The following is a 16,797-nucleotide window of genomic DNA, read 5'->3' on the forward strand; positions in this document are numbered from 1 at the left end:
GATTATGGATGTGGAGCGCACATGGCGAACACCCAGAACTATATTAACCACCTGCTGCAGAACACCGGCATTACGCCGGCGTGCAGTGAAGAAGAGCGCCTGGCTGCCGAGGATATCGCTCAGATTTTCCGCAACCACGGATTTGACCCCGAGGTGCAGGAATTTAATGCTCCCGCGCCCAGCAGGTTGGCGTTTGCCGTTACCGGTATTCTGGCGTTTGCCGGCGCCCTGCTGATGGGCATCGGCGGCGGTATCGGCTTGGTCGGCACCCTGCTGTCCATTGTCGGTGCCGTGCTCTACGTGCTCGAGCGCACGGGGCATCCTTTGGTTTCGCGCCTGGGAAAGACCGGTGTGAGCCAAAATGTCATCGCCTATCACAAGGCCTCGGGCCCGCTTGCGTCTCCGCGCAACCGCCCGGTCGTCGTGGTGGCCCACTATGATTCCCCCCGCGCCGAGCTCCTTGCTCGCGAGCCCTACGCTCCGTATCGCGCGCTCATCGCCAAGCTCCTGCCTGTCGCCACGATCGCGCCCGCGGCTGTCGCCATCCTGCGTATCCTGCCGCTTCCCGGCGTGCTCAAGGTGCTGCTGTGGGTTGTCGCGATTCTGGCCTCCCTTGTGGCACTGGCCAACGCCGCCAATATCATCTCCAACCGTTTTGTGCTTCCCTACACGTCTGGCGCAGTGTGCAACAAGTCCTCTGTTGCCGCCATGCTCGGTGTCATGGACAACGTTGCCCCCTATCAGGGCGAAAACGAGTTCCCCGACGACATTCCATTCGACACCTATTTTGGCGAGCAGAAGCGTCGCGCCGAGGAAATGGCGCGCGCGGCGGCCGAGTATGCCGCGGCCCAACAGCAAAACGACTACGGCAACACCATTGAATATGAGGAACCTTCCTACGACGAGGACGAGTTTGGCCAGCCGGTGGCGCCTGACGATGTACCCGAACAGGAAGAGGCTTTTGATGGACAGATCGATGGTTTTGAGGGTGCCTCTGCCGACGAGACGCTGATCGGCGTTATCGCGCCTGAGGCTCAAGGCCAGACTGCCCAGGCCGAAGTGTCCACCGAAGAAACGTCCACCGTCGAGCCGGCGGAGGAGCCCGCGGTGGTCGAAGTCGCCGAGCCCAAGCCCAAGCTCTATCGCAATGCCGCCGGCAATATCCGCTTTGGTTCGGATGCCATCCGAGCGCTCGGCATGCTTCCCGAGTCCTGTACGCTCGATTACGAAGAGGGCGAGGAGCCGACGTTTGAGCCCGAGCCTGCCCCCGTCGTGGCTGCGGATGATGAGTCTGCCGCGGTTACCGTTGCCGAGCCCGAGGCGGTGTCCGCGTTCGATCCCGCGGCAGGACTGGACATTTTGGCTCCCGCCGCACCGGCGCAAGACGTTGCGGACGAGTCTGACGACGATTACGTTGAACAACCGAGGCGCGTGTCTTACGAGAGCGATACTGATTTCTCGGCCGAGATTCCCGCGGCAACGCCGCATGCCGACATTGCATCCGCGTTCTCGTCGATTGGCGCCAGCGCTTCCAACTTCTTTAAGGGTGCGTTTGCAAAGGGCAGGAAATTTGTCGACGATTTCGAGGAGAAGCGCGCTGCCGCACGCGAGGCTGCCGAGCAGGAGGCTATCGCTCAGCAGCAGGCAGCCGAGGCGGCACGTGAGCTCGCGGCGCAAGAGTTCGAGCAGAACGAGGCTATGCAGTCCGCGCCCGTCGAAGCCGCCGAAGCTACAACGTCCTTTGAGTCCCAGCAACCGGCGTCCGCGGATGTTGTTGAAGCGACGACGTCTTTCGAGGCTCAGCAGCACGTCGATAGCACCGTGTCGTTTGATGCCGCGCAGTTCGATTCCACGATAACGTTTGAAAAACAGGGCACCGCGATTGCCGAGCCCCTTCCTGTTTCCGATGAGCAGGGCGACGCGGCAGACGATGACGAGCCTGTTGATGCTGCCGAAATCCAAGATGCCGCCGAGGACGAGCCCGTCGAGGCCAACTCTGACGAAGAGCAATACGCGGCAGCCGAGCAAGATGATTCGACCGAGGTCGAGCAGGAGGAAGTGCCTGCGGTTTCCGAGACTCCCGAGACGGATGAGTCGAGGCCTTATTCCACGCAGATTTTCACCATGCCGACCCCGAGTGGTTCCGGTGCCACGGTTGCCAATGTTGCTCCCACCCAGGACGAAACGGTCGATTCCCTTATGGCCCAGATTTCCTCCCAGGCATCGCCGCGCCCGCAGATGAATGTTCCCGATCCGGCGTCGGCACCGTCGCCTGCACCTTCCTCGTCTCCGCTGGCTTCGGTCCCCGATCCGTCGCTGCCGTCTATGAAGCAGGCAAACGTTGCGTCTCGCACGTCGCTGTTCGACCTTCCCGACTCCTCCGCACAGGTCAACGATCCCTTTGCTACTGTCCAGGGCCCCGAACCCACATCGGCACCCGTTGCGCCTCCTATGCCCGTTGCGTCGGGCGCGCAGCCGATCGAGACCATTTCGGCTCCCGCCCCGGCGGCACCCAAGTCTCGTAAGCGCGGCCTGGGTGGTCTGTTCGGCCGTAAAAAGAAAAACGAGCAGGACAGCATGAGTGACTGGCTGGGCGTCGAAGACGATTACGATGCCAAGAAGTCCGGTCGCGGTATCGGTTCGTGGGATAACTTCGAGGACGATAACGATGGCTGGAAGGGTGGCGCTACGTCTTCCGATGGCGCTTCTTCCGAAGATATGCTCTCGGCTGTCGCCTCTATGGGCGATGATGAGCTGCTCGGTCACGATATCTGGTTTGTGGCAACGGGTGCCTCGGATTGTGATGGCGCTGGCATGAAGGCCTTCTTGGCTTCGCATCGCGATAAGCTCCGCGGCGTATTCTTTATCAATCTTGAATCCGTCGGCGCCGGTAGGCTTTCGGTGGTGACGGTCGAGGGCGAACAACAACTGCTCAAGGGCGATCGCCGCATCATGAACCTGGTCAGCAAGGTCTGCAAGTCGTTCCATGTCGATTGTGGCGCGCTCGAGATGCCCTATGCCAAGACCGATGCCTATGCTGCGCTCGAGGCGAGCCGCCGAGCCCTTACCATCGCCGGCGTGGACGGCACGCGTCTGGCTTGCGCTCGTACCGAGGACGACCTGCCCCACAATGTCAACCCGACGAACATTGCCACGGTATCCGAGGTCGTGACCGAGGTTATCCGCCGTTCGTAGACGGAGCTCTAAGGAGTCAACGTGTTTTCGTATATTAAGCGCCATTGGCCTGTCTACGTGATTTTGACCTTGATTGCCATTGCGTTAGGATTTGGGGCTGCCTACATCGTGGGTGCAAAGGGCTCGACCCCCGCCTCCGCAATCAGCGAAGAGGTGGAGCAAGAACAGAGTACGGGTGCCGATGGGATTCCTGAGTCCGAGCAGGCAATCGTTGATGGTGGATCTTCGTCTGCAGAGTAGATGCGGCGATTTAAATGATTGAAAGCGGGCGAGCCAGGGGACTGGCTCGCCCGCTTTTTCATCGCGCTAGCGCTTCTTTGGGATCGACCTAAGGCGAGCGAACCATAGGGCTGCGGCACCCGAGGTCAGGAGCGCGGTGATGCAAGCGGCGATGGGAACTGATCCTGTTGCCGGTAGGTCCTGCGGTAGGGTACAGCGTTGAATGACGCTGTCCTCGTCATGTGACTCAAGTTTATCGCCGCCGCCGTTGCGGCAAAGATCGACGCGCGCGCTGTTGGTGAGTGCGGTTTGGGGCGTATAAGCCGACGTTGCCTGCATGTGTACGACTGCGCCCCGAGCGTCTGTGCCAAGGATTGCTTTGGCATCGTCAAGGTCGTCGTGCTCATCTTTGAGATCATCGCGGGTCCAAGAATCCGCATCGCTTCGAGTCGTAAAGTCGGCGGCTACCGCACCGTATTCAATTCGAATGCCCGTTACGACGGTATTGGATGCAAGGTCGAGTTCTTTCGCCTCGAGTGTGGTGGATTCCGTGGTCGAGATATCCGCCTTCCAGAGGTGCCAACCGTCGTAATCGACGAGGCGACAGTCCTCACCCAGGCTCTCTTTTACTTCGTCGGACTCAAGCCAAGGATTTTCGTGCCCATCGTCAAGTGTCGCGTTTGCCGGCTCATCGACGTCTGTCGAGTCCAACGGCGTCGTGCGATACCATACGTTGCACAGACCGTTGAGGTCGCCGATGGCGACGGGGGTTTCGATTGAGATGAATCTCGCTGTGCCGTCTTTGGCGCACTCAAGATCATCGGTAATCGTAAACTCATCAACCCAAGTAGCGGAATCGTTTCGAGCATCGATGGTATAGGAGAAAAGCCCATCACTATTGGTTTGCGTCGTGGCGCGGTTTTTACCATCGCCGTTAGCCAACAGGCCCTTTTCGATAGGTTGGACAAGTTCCTGACGCTTGTCGACCTGCCCCTTGATCTCGATGGGCGCATCCTTCATCGCGACGGATTGGACTTCTCCCGTATCCTTTATTTCAAACGTTATCTCCTCGGCAAGGTCATAGGTCCGCGGAGAAATCATTTCGCGCAACGAGTAGGTGCCGGGTGCAAGATGTTCGACGCGGTGCGGCTTGTCGGATGAGGTCCAGGAGTCTATTTCGGTTTTATCGGGACCATATAAGGTGAGTTGTGCGCCTTTCACTTCCTGCTCTCCGCTTGCATCGACCTTGGAGATATCAACCTTGGTGTAATCGTCGGATACGTTAAGCCGTGCTTCTACAACGGGTGTTTTCTGGTCGGCATAAGTAAGGTCGACAATATGGGTTGTCCGATCGAGCAAGAAGCCTGCCGGCGCTTGAGTCTCGACAACCTCGTAGCGTGCGGTGCCAGATCCCAGCGGGAGGTCGTCCGCGCGTGCTTCTCCAGTTTCATCCGTCGTGACGGTCGCGACAGTCTCACCGTCGAGCGCGGCAATGCTACCGTCGGGGCGCACGATATCACCCGAGGCACGGATCTCAAAGATGGCGCCCGCGAGGCTGCTGCCGTCTACGGCATCGGTTTTAACGATCCTGATGTTTCCGGTCGCGGCGTGGTCATAATACGAGGCGATTGCAACGGGCGTTAGGTTCATGTCGGCGGGTATGTTTACCTCGATCTCTTCGTCGACAAGATAGGGCTCTTTGGCCGAGGTTTCGCGTACATAATAGGTGCCCGGCACGAGCGATTCGGGCAGTGTGACGGTCCCGGTCGCGTCAGTCGTAAAGGTGTCCATTACGTTATGTGCTGGATACCAGCAAGTTTGTGAGACAGGTTCGTGATTGATGTCGAGGAGTTGGAAGGTGAATCCGGCTAGGGGAACAGAAGCGCCTGTTTGGGCATCGCGTTTTACAATCTGGAGATGCGTCGACAGAGCGTGGTTGTCCACGATATATTGAAGCTCGGCGCCGTTGGAAATCTGATTGGCCCCGACGGTCCATTCCCCTGCACGTTTAAAACCCTCGGGGACGGTTTCCGGAACCTCGCGAATCGTGTAGCCGGCACGGTCGTATGGGACGGCTCCGTGGACACCGGCGGGTCGCTTGCCTGTGCCGAACCATGCTTCGGGCTGGTCTTTGGTGGAGGCAAAGCCATAGATGTTTGTGGTCAGTGTGCCAACAACCTGCTGAGAGCTGTTGCTGACAACCTCAAAGACAACACCACCCGCCGGCTGCTCCAGGCCGGATTGGTCGCTATTGCCGTAATCCTTGAATTTGGAAATCTCAAGGTCAAACGCAATGGGGATATCGGAAATGCGAGATTCGATCTCGACCACGCCTGAATCGCCGAGCTGGTCGGCTCCGACGGTATAGGTCCAGCTGTCGTTGGATGGCAGGTAGCCCTCGGGGGCTTTTGATTCGTAGATGGTAAAGGTTCCTAAGGGGACATCGGCGAGGGTGGCCCGACCGCTTTCGTCGGTCGTGAGGATTTGCGCCCATCCTGGGGTTGATTGTGACACACACGTGAACTCTGCTCCTGCGAGTGAAGATCCCACCTGGGGGCCGGCATTCGTCGCGGCATCGAGTTTTACGATACGCAGGTTGATGGTGCCGGGCTGTTCATCAATGGCGACCTGTCCACCGTCATTCCCCGTGGTAAAGGCGATGCGATCACGACGGGGGACATAGCCGGCCGGCGCCTTCGTTTCAACTAGGTAGTATGCCGTGTTGGGCAGAAGTGTTGCTTGCGCCCGACCGTTGCTGTCCATCTTGATGGTGCCGACACGCGCGCCGCTGGCGCTCTCAAAAATATCGAATGTTGCCCCGGTAAACTGATAGGTATTGTTTCCGCTGGTAATAACGGTGTTAGCAGACTGCTTTTGGAAGGAAACAGAGACCGCCGGCAGTACATAGAGCATGTCTTGACGTTTGCTGCCGCCCGATACGGTTCCTAGATAGCGCCGCGCGCGGTGCGGAGCGGCTTTGATGCTTCCTGATTTTGCGCTGTCGTGGAGCCACCGCGCAGCCGCCACGACTTCATTGTCGGCGGTAAAGTGCCCACTCTTGGTTTTGCCCTGAGCGGTCGTGTAGGAGTAAGTGCCGTCGACATGGGTAGTGCCGTTGAGCATCCATACGGCAAGCTGGGTGGCGGCGCGGGCGCGATCGGGTGAAAGATGGTAACCGCCAAACGACGTGGCGGTAGGATATCCGTGACAAACGATTGCCGCGAACTCGTCGTCGAGCCACATCCAGCCTTGATCAAAGTTGAGCCATGGGCCGCCCGGCTTGGTGGGGCCGGGACGCTCCTGGTTCATGCAGTAGGCAATCGAGGCGTCTTGAGCTTCATACTTGCCGATGAAGAAGGGCCCACAATCATCGCTAATAGTGCGGAAGCCGAGCTGATCGTAGCCGTCGACGGCAAATGCAGTTCCCGGTGCCAGGCAGCCGATCAGTAAAAAGAGGACTAGGAGCAGCGATCCTGCTGCGATTGCGCTGTGGACAGAGTGCGTGGGTGCGTTGGACATGGCTGCTCCTTATCCCTCGTGCGCCGCACGGGGAGGCTGCGACGCGTAGGATGAGGCTACCCCCGAGGTTCATGCGGGTAAGTACCGGAGCCTGACCAAAAGCTTGCCCATTTCCTGACAAATTGAGCTCAAATACAACAATCAAGCAAAAGCGCAGGTAGAAGATTGGGAGAACAGGAGGCCAAAGGTCCTCATCTCCACAATTGACGCGATTTTCAAACGAATCTCCACAGCTAAAACAAGCATCGCCACCCTTGTATCGAACAAGACAACCGCGTTATACTATCCCCCACATATGCGGGCATCGCCAAGTGGTAAGGCATCAGCTTCCCAAGCTGACACTCGCGGGTTCGAGTCCCGTTGCCCGCTCCATTCGAATTTCAGGCACGGTAACGTTTCGTTACCGTGCCTTTTTCAATAAAGTGCCGGGACTCGAACCCGACAGGGTGCGAGCGTTAAATAAACGCGAAGCGTTTATAGCGAGCAGGCAAGGTCGCCGATAGGCGACCGCAGCCGGTGCGGATTTGCGAAGCAAATACGCGGACGTCCCGTTGCCCGCTCCACCGAGCGCGGGAGAACTCGGGACGGCCAATTCAACAAAGTTTTCCCCATCGTCTCCGTGAATCCGAGGAGATCGACCGCAGCCGGTGCGGATTTGCGAAGCAAATGCGCGGACGTCCCTATGCTCGCTCCAATTCCAAAATGTTAGGTTAATGCCTGCTGCCCATACTTGCACCTGCGCACGGTACAATGGTTGGGTTACGACCAACGTGCCAATAACCAAAAAGGAGCCGCTATGATCGATCGCTATACCCGCCCGGAGATGGGACACATCTTCTCCCTCGAGAACAAGTACGCCATTTGGCAGGAGATCGAGGTCTTGGCCTGCGAGGCCCAGGCGGAGCTCGGCAAGATCGGTATTTCCAAAGACGAGGCCCAGTGGATCCGCGACCATGCCAACTTTGAGAAGGCGAAGGTCGATGAGATCGAGGAAGTCACGCGCCACGACGTCATTGCCTTCCTGACCAACATGAAGGAATACATCGATGCCGATGTTCCCGAGGGCGACCCCAAGCCCAGCCGCTGGGTTCACTATGGCATGACCAGCTCGGATCTGGGCGACACGGCCCTGTGCTACCAGCTCACCCAGGCCTGCGACCTGATCATCGAGGACGTCAAGAAGCTCGGCGAGATTTGCAAGCGTCGCGCCTTCGAGGAGCGCAACACGCTCTGCGCCGGCCGCACTCATGGCATCCATGCCGAGCCGATGACCTTTGGCATGAAGTTTGGCTCTTGGGCCTGGGAGCTCAAGCGCGATCTGGACCGTCTTGAGGATGCCCGCAAGAACGTTGCCTTTGGTGCCATCTCGGGCGCTGTCGGCACGTACAGCTCCATCGAGCCGTTTGTCGAGGAATATGTCTGCGAGCACCTGGGCCTGGTTCACGACCCGCTGTCCACGCAGGTTATTAGCCGCGATCATCACGCCTACCTCGCCGGCGTTCTCGCCACCACCGCGGCCACCTGTGAGCGCATCGCTACCGAGGTTCGCAATCTGCAGAAGACCGATACACTCGAGGCCGAGGAACCGTTCCGTAAGGGTCAAAAGGGCAGCTCCGCCATGCCGCACAAGCGCAACCCCATCACCATGGAGAAGGTCTGCGGCCTGTCGCGCGTCGTGAAGGCCAACGCGCAGGTTGCCTTCGACAACGTCGCCCTGTGGCACGAGCGTGACATTTCGCACTCCTCTGCCGAGCGCGTCGCCCAGGCCGACAGCTTCATCGCCCTCGACCACATGTTCCAGTGCCTCATTCGCGTTATCGACGGCCTGCAGCTGTACCCTGCCCGCATGATGGCCAACCTCAATAAGACCCGCGGCCTCATCTTCTCCTCCAAGGTGCTGCTCGCCCTCGTCGATACGGGCATCACCCGCGAGGACGCGTACGCCATTGTGCAGGAGAACGCCATGGCAACCTGGCACGAGGTACAGGATTGTGTCTCCGGCCCCACCTTTAAGGAGCGTCTCGAGGCCGACCCGCGCTGCACCGTCAGCCAGGAGAAGCTCGACGAGATCTTTGATCCATGGGACTTCCTCACCCGTATCGACACGGTCTTTGATCGTCTGGAGCAGCTGAGCTTCGAGTAGGTTCGGGCATAACGTTAGCTTTTTAGGGCGCTTTGCTGGTAATGTGTGTTGCCGGCAAAGCGCCTCGTTGCATTTAGGGAAAGACGGGGATAATAGTCGTCTCGAATAACATTCTGAGAGGGGATCGCATGATTTCGTTTGATTACAAGCCTCAGGGCGTGTGTGCTCGCAATATTCACCTTGACCTTTCCGATGACGGCAACAAGGTGATAGGCGTTGAGTTTACCGGTGGCTGCGACGGCAATCTCAAGGCAATCTCCAAGCTGGTCGAGGGCGCTCCTGCCGATCGCGTAATCGAGGTTCTCGCCGGTAATACCTGCGGTATGAAAAAGACCTCCTGCGCCGACCAGCTTACGCGCGCCATCGAGGCCGCTCGCGCCGAGATCGCCTAATGGGTATCGCCGATCACATCAAGAACGGAATATCGCGTCGCGGCTTTGTACTCGGTGGGGCTGCCGCGGGCGCTGCCACGGTGCTTGCCGGATGCTCGAAAAAAACGGGCACCAGCGATGATGCCGCCGGCGAGCCGCAGGTTATCAAGGATGATTCCAAAATCATCTCGATTACGGATGAGTACGAGGCAGTCGACATCGATCTTGAGCCGGCGGCGTCATGGACGCTGCCTCTGGGTACGCTGCTGTACTACTGCGACGGCGATTACGCCGCGGCGATGATGGCGCCCGCATCGGCACTGCACGCCAACACACTCGGTGTGCTCAACCTGGGCGATGGCTCGCTAACCACATTAATCGAGGATCCTATCGAGGGCACGGGATACGCATTCTACGATGTCCGTGCCGGCGACGGCGTATTCGCGTGGGTTGAGATGAACTTTGCCAATTCATCGTGGAAGCTCTACGCTCAAAATCTGTCGGGCGCTTCGCTCTCTGGCGATGTGGTTGAGCTCGATCGAGGTGGCAAGGACTATGATCCGCCCCTGTTTACGGCGTTCGGGTCATCGGTTATCTGGTATAAAATGCCTTCGGCAGGCGGCAATAAAACGAGTAGTGATTCGTTTTGCTATCGTCGCTCGCTTGATGAATCCAAGGCCGAGGTAATTTGGAAATCGACGGGCCGCTTTGCATCGGCCCCGCGCGCGAGCGACGGCATTTTGACCATCTCGCCGCGTGTCCGCAACGACGAGGGCGTCTACTACGGCATAACGGCAATCGATCTGACCGACGGCAACAACACCAAACGTGCCCAGCTAGTTCTTCCCTCGTCAGTCTCGCCTTTCGAGGCCGTATATATGGGCGATACCTTCGTGTTTTCTATCGAGGCGACCTATAGTGGCGTGGGCAGCCTGGGCAACATGGGCACGTATATCGGTAATGAGGGAGGGCCGTATCTCTTCCTGTCCCGCGAACCGCTTGCATGTGCGGCTGGCAAGAAGAATAAATACCTTGTTAAGGTACAGGCGTCGCATTTCCTGATCGACACCTCTGCCAAGACCTATGGCTCGCTGCTGTCGCCCGACCGCGCTTTGGAGTATGGCGATTATCCAGCTACGGCGGGAAAGTCGGACTCATTCCTTACGTACGCCACGGTGCGCAACAGCCAGGGTATACCAGAGACGGTCACTGCACGCCTATTCTCTCTTTAAGCTTAGAGGGGTTAAAAAGGCGCCAACAGGGGAATAAACGCGTTGTAATTGTGAGTACCGCCCGCCGAGCTGCCGCGTCATAGCGGCATCCGGCGGGCTCAGGTGCGTTAAAATGGGCTTGTTCTTAGCTAATTGAGACAGGGGGGCCGTGTTATGGCTTCAGATGCAAAAAAGATTCTGCTGGTCGAGGATGAGAAGGCAATCCGTGACGCCGTCGCTGCCTATCTCGAGCGCGAAGGCTACTGGGTTGTGGGCGTCGGCGACGGTCAGTCCGCGATCGAGGAGTTCGAGAAGCATCAGTTCGACCTGGTCGTGCTCGACCTTATGCTCCCCAAGATTCCCGGCGAGCGCGTTTGCCGCACCATTCGCGATACCTCGGATGTCCCCATCATCATGCTGACGGCTAAGGGCGAGATCGAGGACCGTATTATCGGTCTTGAGCTCGGCGCCGATGACTATCTGATTAAGCCGTTCTCGCCGCGCGAGCTCGTCGCCCGCGTTCGTGCTCTGTTCCGCCGTGCCCATCAGGCCGACGAGCCCGCCGTCGAGGTGCTCGACTTCGGCGATCTGGTCATCGATATCTCGGGCCACAAGATCTTGGTCGAGGGCAAGGAAGTCGATCTGACGGCTTCCGAGTTCAAGCTGCTCACCACGCTTGCCCGCCATCCCGGCCGTGTGTATAACCGCATGGAGCTGGTCGAGAAAGTGCTCGGGTATGACTTTGAGGGCTATGAGCGCACCATCGATAGCCACGTGAAGAATCTTCGCGCCAAGCTGGGCGATGATCCCAAGAAGCCCAAGTGGCTCTACACCGTCCATGGTGTCGGCTATCGCTTCGAGGCTCCGGCCAAGACCGATAAGTCGGACGAGAAATAGGGAAATCACATATGACACCTGCGCGCTTTGAAATCGGACAAAAGCACAAGCAGGAGAGCGAGGCGGGTTCCAAGGCTAGTTGGAACACGCCTCGTTCCGATTCACGGCCAACGATGAGCTATCCCTCGCGCATGGCACTTGCTTTTGCTCTGACATCGCTCATGACGGTATTGGTGCTGGTGGGCGTTGTCTCTGTTGTGTGGGGCACGGTCTTTTCGGATTACACACGCTCCAATATCGTCGAAATCGCAAATTCCGCTGCCGAGAAGTTGGCAACCTCATATGAGGAAAACGGCTCTTGGACCGCGGGAGAACTGCGCACGGTCGCAACGTCGAGTTTGGTTTCCGACGATCTGGGTATGCAGGTCGTCAATAAAAAGGGCGTGATCGTTTATGACGATTCCTGGCCCTCGGCAAGCGCCACCGCCGATGTACGCGAAAACCAGGCTACGACCGACGACACGAGCGGCAAGAGGGCATCGCATAGCCCGGTCTCGTCTGCTCCAACCGACTCCGATAGCGTTGCTAACGTCGAGATTGTAACGTCTTCCGGCGAGCATGTCGGACAGGTAAAGCTGTGGGCCATCGGCTCCGACGCTCTGCTCACCAAGGCGGACTCTGCGTTTAGGGAGAAGACCTTTAACGCCATGGCCCTCGCCGCGGTTGTTGCAATCTGCATTTCGGTCGTTATCGGATCGCTCGTGTCGCGCATGCTCACCAAGCCGATTCATCGCATCACCAGTACCGCAAAGCAAATCCGTGACGGCGACCTGTCGGCTCGCACGGGACTGCGCGGTGATGACGAGATCGATCAGCTGGGTGAGACCTTCGATGAGATGGCCACTTCGCTCGAGAAGGATATGAAACACGAGAAGCGCCTGACCTCAGACGTTGCACACGAGCTTCGCACGCCGCTTATGGCCATGCTCGCAACGGTCGAGGCCATGCAGGATGGCGTGTATCCCACCGACGATGAGCATTTGGAAACCGTTGCTTCCGAGACGCGTCGCCTGGCTCGTCTGGTGCAGCAGATGCTCGACCTGTCGCGCATGGAAAACAGCACGGCTCCGCTCAACCTTGAGCCGGTGGACATGGTTCCTTTTGTGCGTTCCATCGTCAATGCCCAGGAGCGCCTGTTTGTCGACCGCGATCTGCGCCTGCGTTTTGCGGACGAGACCCAGGGTCACGACGATGTCGTTGAGGCCGATCCCGACATGATCACGCAATGTGTTATCAACCTCATGAGCAACGCCATGCGCTACACCCCCGAGGGCGGTTGGGTCGTGGTGTCGGTGCTCAGTGACCGCAAGCACGTCAGCATTGCCGTTTCTGATACCGGCATCGGTATTGCCAAGGACGATCTGTCGCGCATCTTCGGGCGGTTTTGGCGCGCCGATGCCAGCCGCGCCCGCGAAGCTGGCGGCCTGGGCGTTGGCCTCGCCGTGACCAAGCAGATCGTCGAGCGTCACCATGGCTACATATCCGTGGAGTCGGAGCTTGGAAAGGGTACGACTTTTACAATTCATCTGCCCCGCGAGCACACGGCGGACGCGGCATCTACTACAATGGAGCACTAGCTTTTCGCTATTCGGTGAAGGAGGGGCCGCGTCCCTGCCGCTCCGAGTTTGCGAAAACATGCGGGAAAGAACCCGCATTTCTGTCGTATTTAGGTAAGGAGTGACTCACGTGACAACGATGGAGCGTCGTCCGGATTCCCGTGGCAAGGTTCGTGATATTTACGATGCCGGTGAAAACCTGCTGATGGTCGCCACCGACCGCATTTCTGCGTTCGACTTCATTCTTCCCGACGAGATTCCGTTTAAGGGAGAGGTACTCAATCGCATCTCGGCATTCTGGTTCGATAAGTTTGCCGACATCGTCCCCAACCATCTCGTTTCCATCGACCCGGCGGATTTCCCCGAGGAGTTTGCTGAGTATCGTGACTACCTCGCTGGCCGCGCCATGCTGGTTAAGAAGGCCCAGACGATTCCTATCGAGTGCATCGTCCGCGGCTATCTGACCGGTTCGGGCAAGAAGACCTACGACGAGAACGGCACCGTCTGCGGCATCCAGCTGCCTGAGGGCCTGACCGAGGCTTCCAAGCTTCCTGAGCCGCTGTTCACGCCGTCCACGAAGGCCGAGATCGGTGACCACGACGAGAACATCTCGTTCGAGCGTTGCTGCGAGATCGTGGGCGAGGACATCGCCACGCAGATTCGTGACCTTTCCCTCAAGATCTACAAGGCCGCTGCCGAGTACGCCGCGACCCGTGGCATCATCATTGCCGACACCAAGTTCGAGTTTGGTGTTATTGATGGCAAGGTCACGCTGATCGACGAGTGTCTCACGCCCGACTCCAGCCGTTTCTGGCCTGCTGCCAGCTACGAGGAGGGCAAGATCCAGCCTAGCTACGACAAGCAATTCGTCCGCAATTGGCTCAAGGCCAACTGGGATATGACGGGGGAGACCCCGCACCTGCCCGCCGAGGTCATCGATGGCACGTCCGAGCGCTATCGCGAGGCCTTCCAGATCATCACGGGCTCCCAGTTCACAAGCATGAAGGAGAACGCATAAGTGAGTACCCGTAGCGCCACGAACAAGCGCACGCAATCCCACGAAGTTACCGGGGTTGCGCGCAAATCTGCCGCATCTGCTAAGCCCGCCCGCCAAGCAGCGAGCTCCGTTCGCGTCGTGCCGGCTTCGTCTAAGGCACGCCGCAAAGAGCTCGAGAAGGGCGAGAACCTCGAGGGCCTCTCTAAAGAGGAGAAGCGCGCCCGCAAGGCTAAGCAGCGCGCCAAGGAGGACCGCATCTATACGGTGTCGAATATCCTCCTCAAGCAGGACGAGGACTACACCAAGCGCCGTCGCATCTGGTGGATTGTGCTCGCCATTGGCATGGTGCTCGTCGTGGCAATTTGGGCCTCGCTGTACTTCGCTCCCGCTGGCATGGTGTCCAGCCCCGTCCAGATGGTCGGTATTGTTTTGTCCTACGTCGTCATTCTGGGTGACTTTATCTACGACTTCGTTCGTATTCGTCCCCTGCGCAACATGTACCGCGCGCAGGCCGAGGGCATGTCCGAGAACAAGCTCAACGCTCTTATCGAGCGTTCGGCTGCCGAGGAGGACAAGAAGGACTCCAAGAAGAAGTAGCGTTTGCATACATACTTATCGCTAAGATATAAGGCGCGTCGTTTTTGCGGCGCGCCTTTTTACTGTTCTATAGATAGATGGAGTGGCACATGATTCGAGCTGCCCTGACGGTCGAAGAGGCTCTGGAGGGCATGAAGGCCCTGGAGCCCAAGATTAAAAACTACGCGCGCCTGGTCGTCCGCAAGGGCGTAAACGTCAAGCCCGGCCAGGAGGTCGTCGTTCAGTCTCCGGTCGAGTGCGCGCCGTTTGCGCGCGTGGTGGTCGCGGAGGCCTATGCTGCCGGCGCCGGCCACGTGACGGTCATTTGGGCCGATGATGCCGTGACGAGGCTTACGTACGAGCATGTCGAGAAAAGCTATTTTGAGCAGACGCCCGAGTGGAAGCGCATGCAGCTGGATTCCTTGGCCCAGGATGGTGCCTGCTTTGTCTTTATCGAGGGTGCGGATCCTGCGGCCCTCAAGGGCATCAATCCAGCCAAGCCGGCCGCGGCATCAAAGGCGAGGAATACGCAGTGCAAAGTTTTCCGCCGTGGACTGGATTACAACATCAATCCGTGGTGCATCGCCGGCGCTCCGGTCGTGGCTTGGGCGCACGAGGTGTTCCCAGGAGACGCCGATGAGGTTGCAATCTATAAGCTGTGGAATGCGATTCTGCACACCGCGCGCGCCGATGGCCAGGACCCAGAGAGCGACTGGGAACTCCATGACGCCGCATTCGAAAAGAACCTGCGTTTCCTGAACGACAATCGTTTCGACTACCTGCATTACACCGCGGCAAATGGAACCGATCTGACGATTGGCATGACGAAAGGTCACGAGTGGGCCGGCGGCAAGGGCAAGACGCCCGATGGGCACCCCTTCTTCCCCAACATTCCCACCGAGGAAGTCTTCACTTCGCCCGATCGCATGCGCGCCGACGGTATCGTGTACTCTGCCATGCCGCTCATCCACCACGGCAATAAGGTCGACGATTTTTGGATTAAGTTCGAGGGCGGCCGCGTGGTGGACTACGACGCCCGCGTGGGCAAGGCAACGCTCGCAAGTATCATCGATACTGACGAGGGCGCTGCTCACCTGGGAGAGGTCGCACTCATTTCCAAGAACACGCCGATCCGCGAAAGTGGTGTTCTGTTCTACGATACGCTCTATGACGAGAACGCTAGCTGCCATCTCGCGCTAGGTGTAGGTTTCCCCGAATGCATCGAGGGTGGGTATGACATGTCCAAGGAGGAGCTCCTGGAGCATGGCGTTAACGTCTCGAGCACGCACGTCGATTTTATGATCGGCACGGACGACATCGATATTACGGGCATTACGCCTGATGGACGTGAAGTTGTGATTTTCCAGAACGGCCAATGGAGTTGGGAATAGTCCCAGACCGTGGTACAATGCCACCCGCGGGCCGTTAGCTCAGCTGGCAGAGCAGGGGACTTTTAATCCCAAGGTCCAGGGTTCGAACCCCTGACGGCCCACCATGGAATAGAAAGCGATCAACTCCGGTTGGTCGCTTTTTTGTTGCCGGTGCACGGGTTCGAACCCGTCGGGGCGCGGAGCTGAGTAAACGCGTGAGCGTTTGCCAGCGCAGCGCGCAAGGCGCGAAAGCGCCGCAGCGGCCGCCTGCGAAGCAGGCTGAACCCCTGACGGCCCACCCAAAGATTGTTGAGACGGTCAACTTCGGTTGGCCGTCTTTTTTGTTGCCGGTGCACGGGTTCGAACCCGTATCTATCTATATATAAGAACGCTTGGCGAACAAAACCCGCCTTTTACCGATGGGAAACAAATAGCTGATGCCTTTGGAGTAAAGTAGCGCTCCAGAGATGACCGATGTCTCAATACTCATAAAACAGCTGGTCATCGCCAATATCAGAAGCCAATGCTTCAGTTTTAACCTCAGTGATGCGACTGATGGCCCTATTCATTTGTGAACAAAATATGGAGTGCGCGATTCCCGCCCACGGCGCCCCTCCGGTCTGGCAATATATCTCCTTGCCGCGCGGCCCGGTCGGACCGGATGAGCCGCGGGGCGTGCACCTTGAGAACCGGATACTGCGAGGATGGACACACAAGCTGTGTCGCATCCGGGCAGACATCGA

At 58.5% G+C, this 16,797-nt stretch carries 11 protein-coding genes and 2 tRNA genes; 12 read left to right on the forward strand and 1 reads right to left on the reverse strand.

The window, feature by feature from the left end:
* Positions 1 to 21 precede the first annotated feature (21 nt).
* Both AAAX32_RS04050 and AAAX32_RS04055 read left to right on the forward strand, forming a co-directional pair.
* A complete protein-coding gene (locus tag AAAX32_RS04050) occupies positions 22 to 3,195 on the forward strand; it encodes a hypothetical protein (RefSeq protein ID WP_349100072.1) in 3,174 nt (1,057 codons plus the stop codon).
* Positions 3,196 to 3,216: 21 nt separating this feature from the next.
* Entirely contained in the window at positions 3,217 to 3,435 is a 219-nt protein-coding gene (locus AAAX32_RS04055; protein WP_022094153.1) for a hypothetical protein, read from the forward strand.
* Positions 3,436 to 3,501: 66 nt separating this feature from the next.
* Here AAAX32_RS04055 and AAAX32_RS04060 read toward each other — a convergent pair whose 3' ends face one another.
* Positions 3,502 to 6,933: a SpaA isopeptide-forming pilin-related protein gene (locus AAAX32_RS04060; protein ID WP_349100073.1), complete on the reverse strand. Its 3,432-nt coding sequence runs from the start codon at positions 6,931 to 6,933 to the stop codon at positions 3,502 to 3,504.
* 297 nt (positions 6,934 to 7,230) lie between these two features.
* Between AAAX32_RS04060 and AAAX32_RS04065 the strand changes: the two genes are divergently transcribed.
* The 10 genes from AAAX32_RS04065 to AAAX32_RS04110 all read left to right on the forward strand — a co-directional run bounded on the left by AAAX32_RS04065 (position 7,231) and on the right by AAAX32_RS04110 (position 16,179).
* Positions 7,231 to 7,305, forward strand: a tRNA-Gly gene (locus AAAX32_RS04065).
* A gap of 424 nt (positions 7,306 to 7,729) precedes the next feature.
* Positions 7,730 to 9,076, forward strand: coding sequence for an adenylosuccinate lyase (gene purB, locus AAAX32_RS04070; RefSeq protein ID WP_022093797.1), 1,347 nt, complete (start codon positions 7,730 to 7,732; stop codon positions 9,074 to 9,076).
* Between the two features lie 128 nt (positions 9,077 to 9,204).
* Positions 9,205 to 9,468 (forward strand): TIGR03905 family TSCPD domain-containing protein, encoded by a 264-nt coding sequence (locus AAAX32_RS04075; protein ID WP_022093796.1) that lies wholly within the window; start codon positions 9,205 to 9,207, stop codon positions 9,466 to 9,468.
* Positions 9,468 to 10,679, forward strand: coding sequence for a hypothetical protein (locus AAAX32_RS04080; protein WP_349100074.1), 1,212 nt, complete (start codon positions 9,468 to 9,470; stop codon positions 10,677 to 10,679). The genes AAAX32_RS04075 and AAAX32_RS04080 overlap by 1 nt, the downstream gene beginning before the upstream one ends.
* Before the next feature lie 153 nt (positions 10,680 to 10,832).
* A complete protein-coding gene (locus AAAX32_RS04085; RefSeq protein WP_006236208.1) occupies positions 10,833 to 11,555 on the forward strand; it encodes a response regulator transcription factor in 723 nt (240 codons plus the stop codon).
* 11 nt (positions 11,556 to 11,566) lie between these two features.
* A complete protein-coding gene (locus tag AAAX32_RS04090; protein WP_040360026.1) occupies positions 11,567 to 13,132 on the forward strand; it encodes an ATP-binding protein in 1,566 nt (521 codons plus the stop codon).
* A 118-nt stretch (positions 13,133 to 13,250) separates the two neighbouring features.
* Positions 13,251 to 14,129: a phosphoribosylaminoimidazolesuccinocarboxamide synthase gene (locus tag AAAX32_RS04095; protein ID WP_035136481.1), complete on the forward strand. Its 879-nt coding sequence runs from the start codon at positions 13,251 to 13,253 to the stop codon at positions 14,127 to 14,129.
* Positions 14,130 to 14,705: a hypothetical protein gene (locus AAAX32_RS04100; RefSeq protein ID WP_349100075.1), complete on the forward strand. Its 576-nt coding sequence runs from the start codon at positions 14,130 to 14,132 to the stop codon at positions 14,703 to 14,705.
* Positions 14,706 to 14,794: 89 nt separating this feature from the next.
* Positions 14,795 to 16,075, forward strand: a complete 1,281-nt coding sequence (locus AAAX32_RS04105) for an aminopeptidase (RefSeq protein ID WP_349100076.1) — start codon at positions 14,795 to 14,797, stop codon at positions 16,073 to 16,075.
* A 28-nt stretch (positions 16,076 to 16,103) separates the two neighbouring features.
* Positions 16,104 to 16,179, forward strand: a tRNA-Lys gene (locus AAAX32_RS04110).
* Positions 16,180 to 16,797 lie beyond the last annotated feature (618 nt).

It is taken from the genome of Collinsella sp. CLA-ER-H3 (assembly GCF_040092425.1).
In the GTDB taxonomy this organism is placed as follows: Bacteria; Actinomycetota; Coriobacteriia; order Coriobacteriales; family Coriobacteriaceae; genus Collinsella.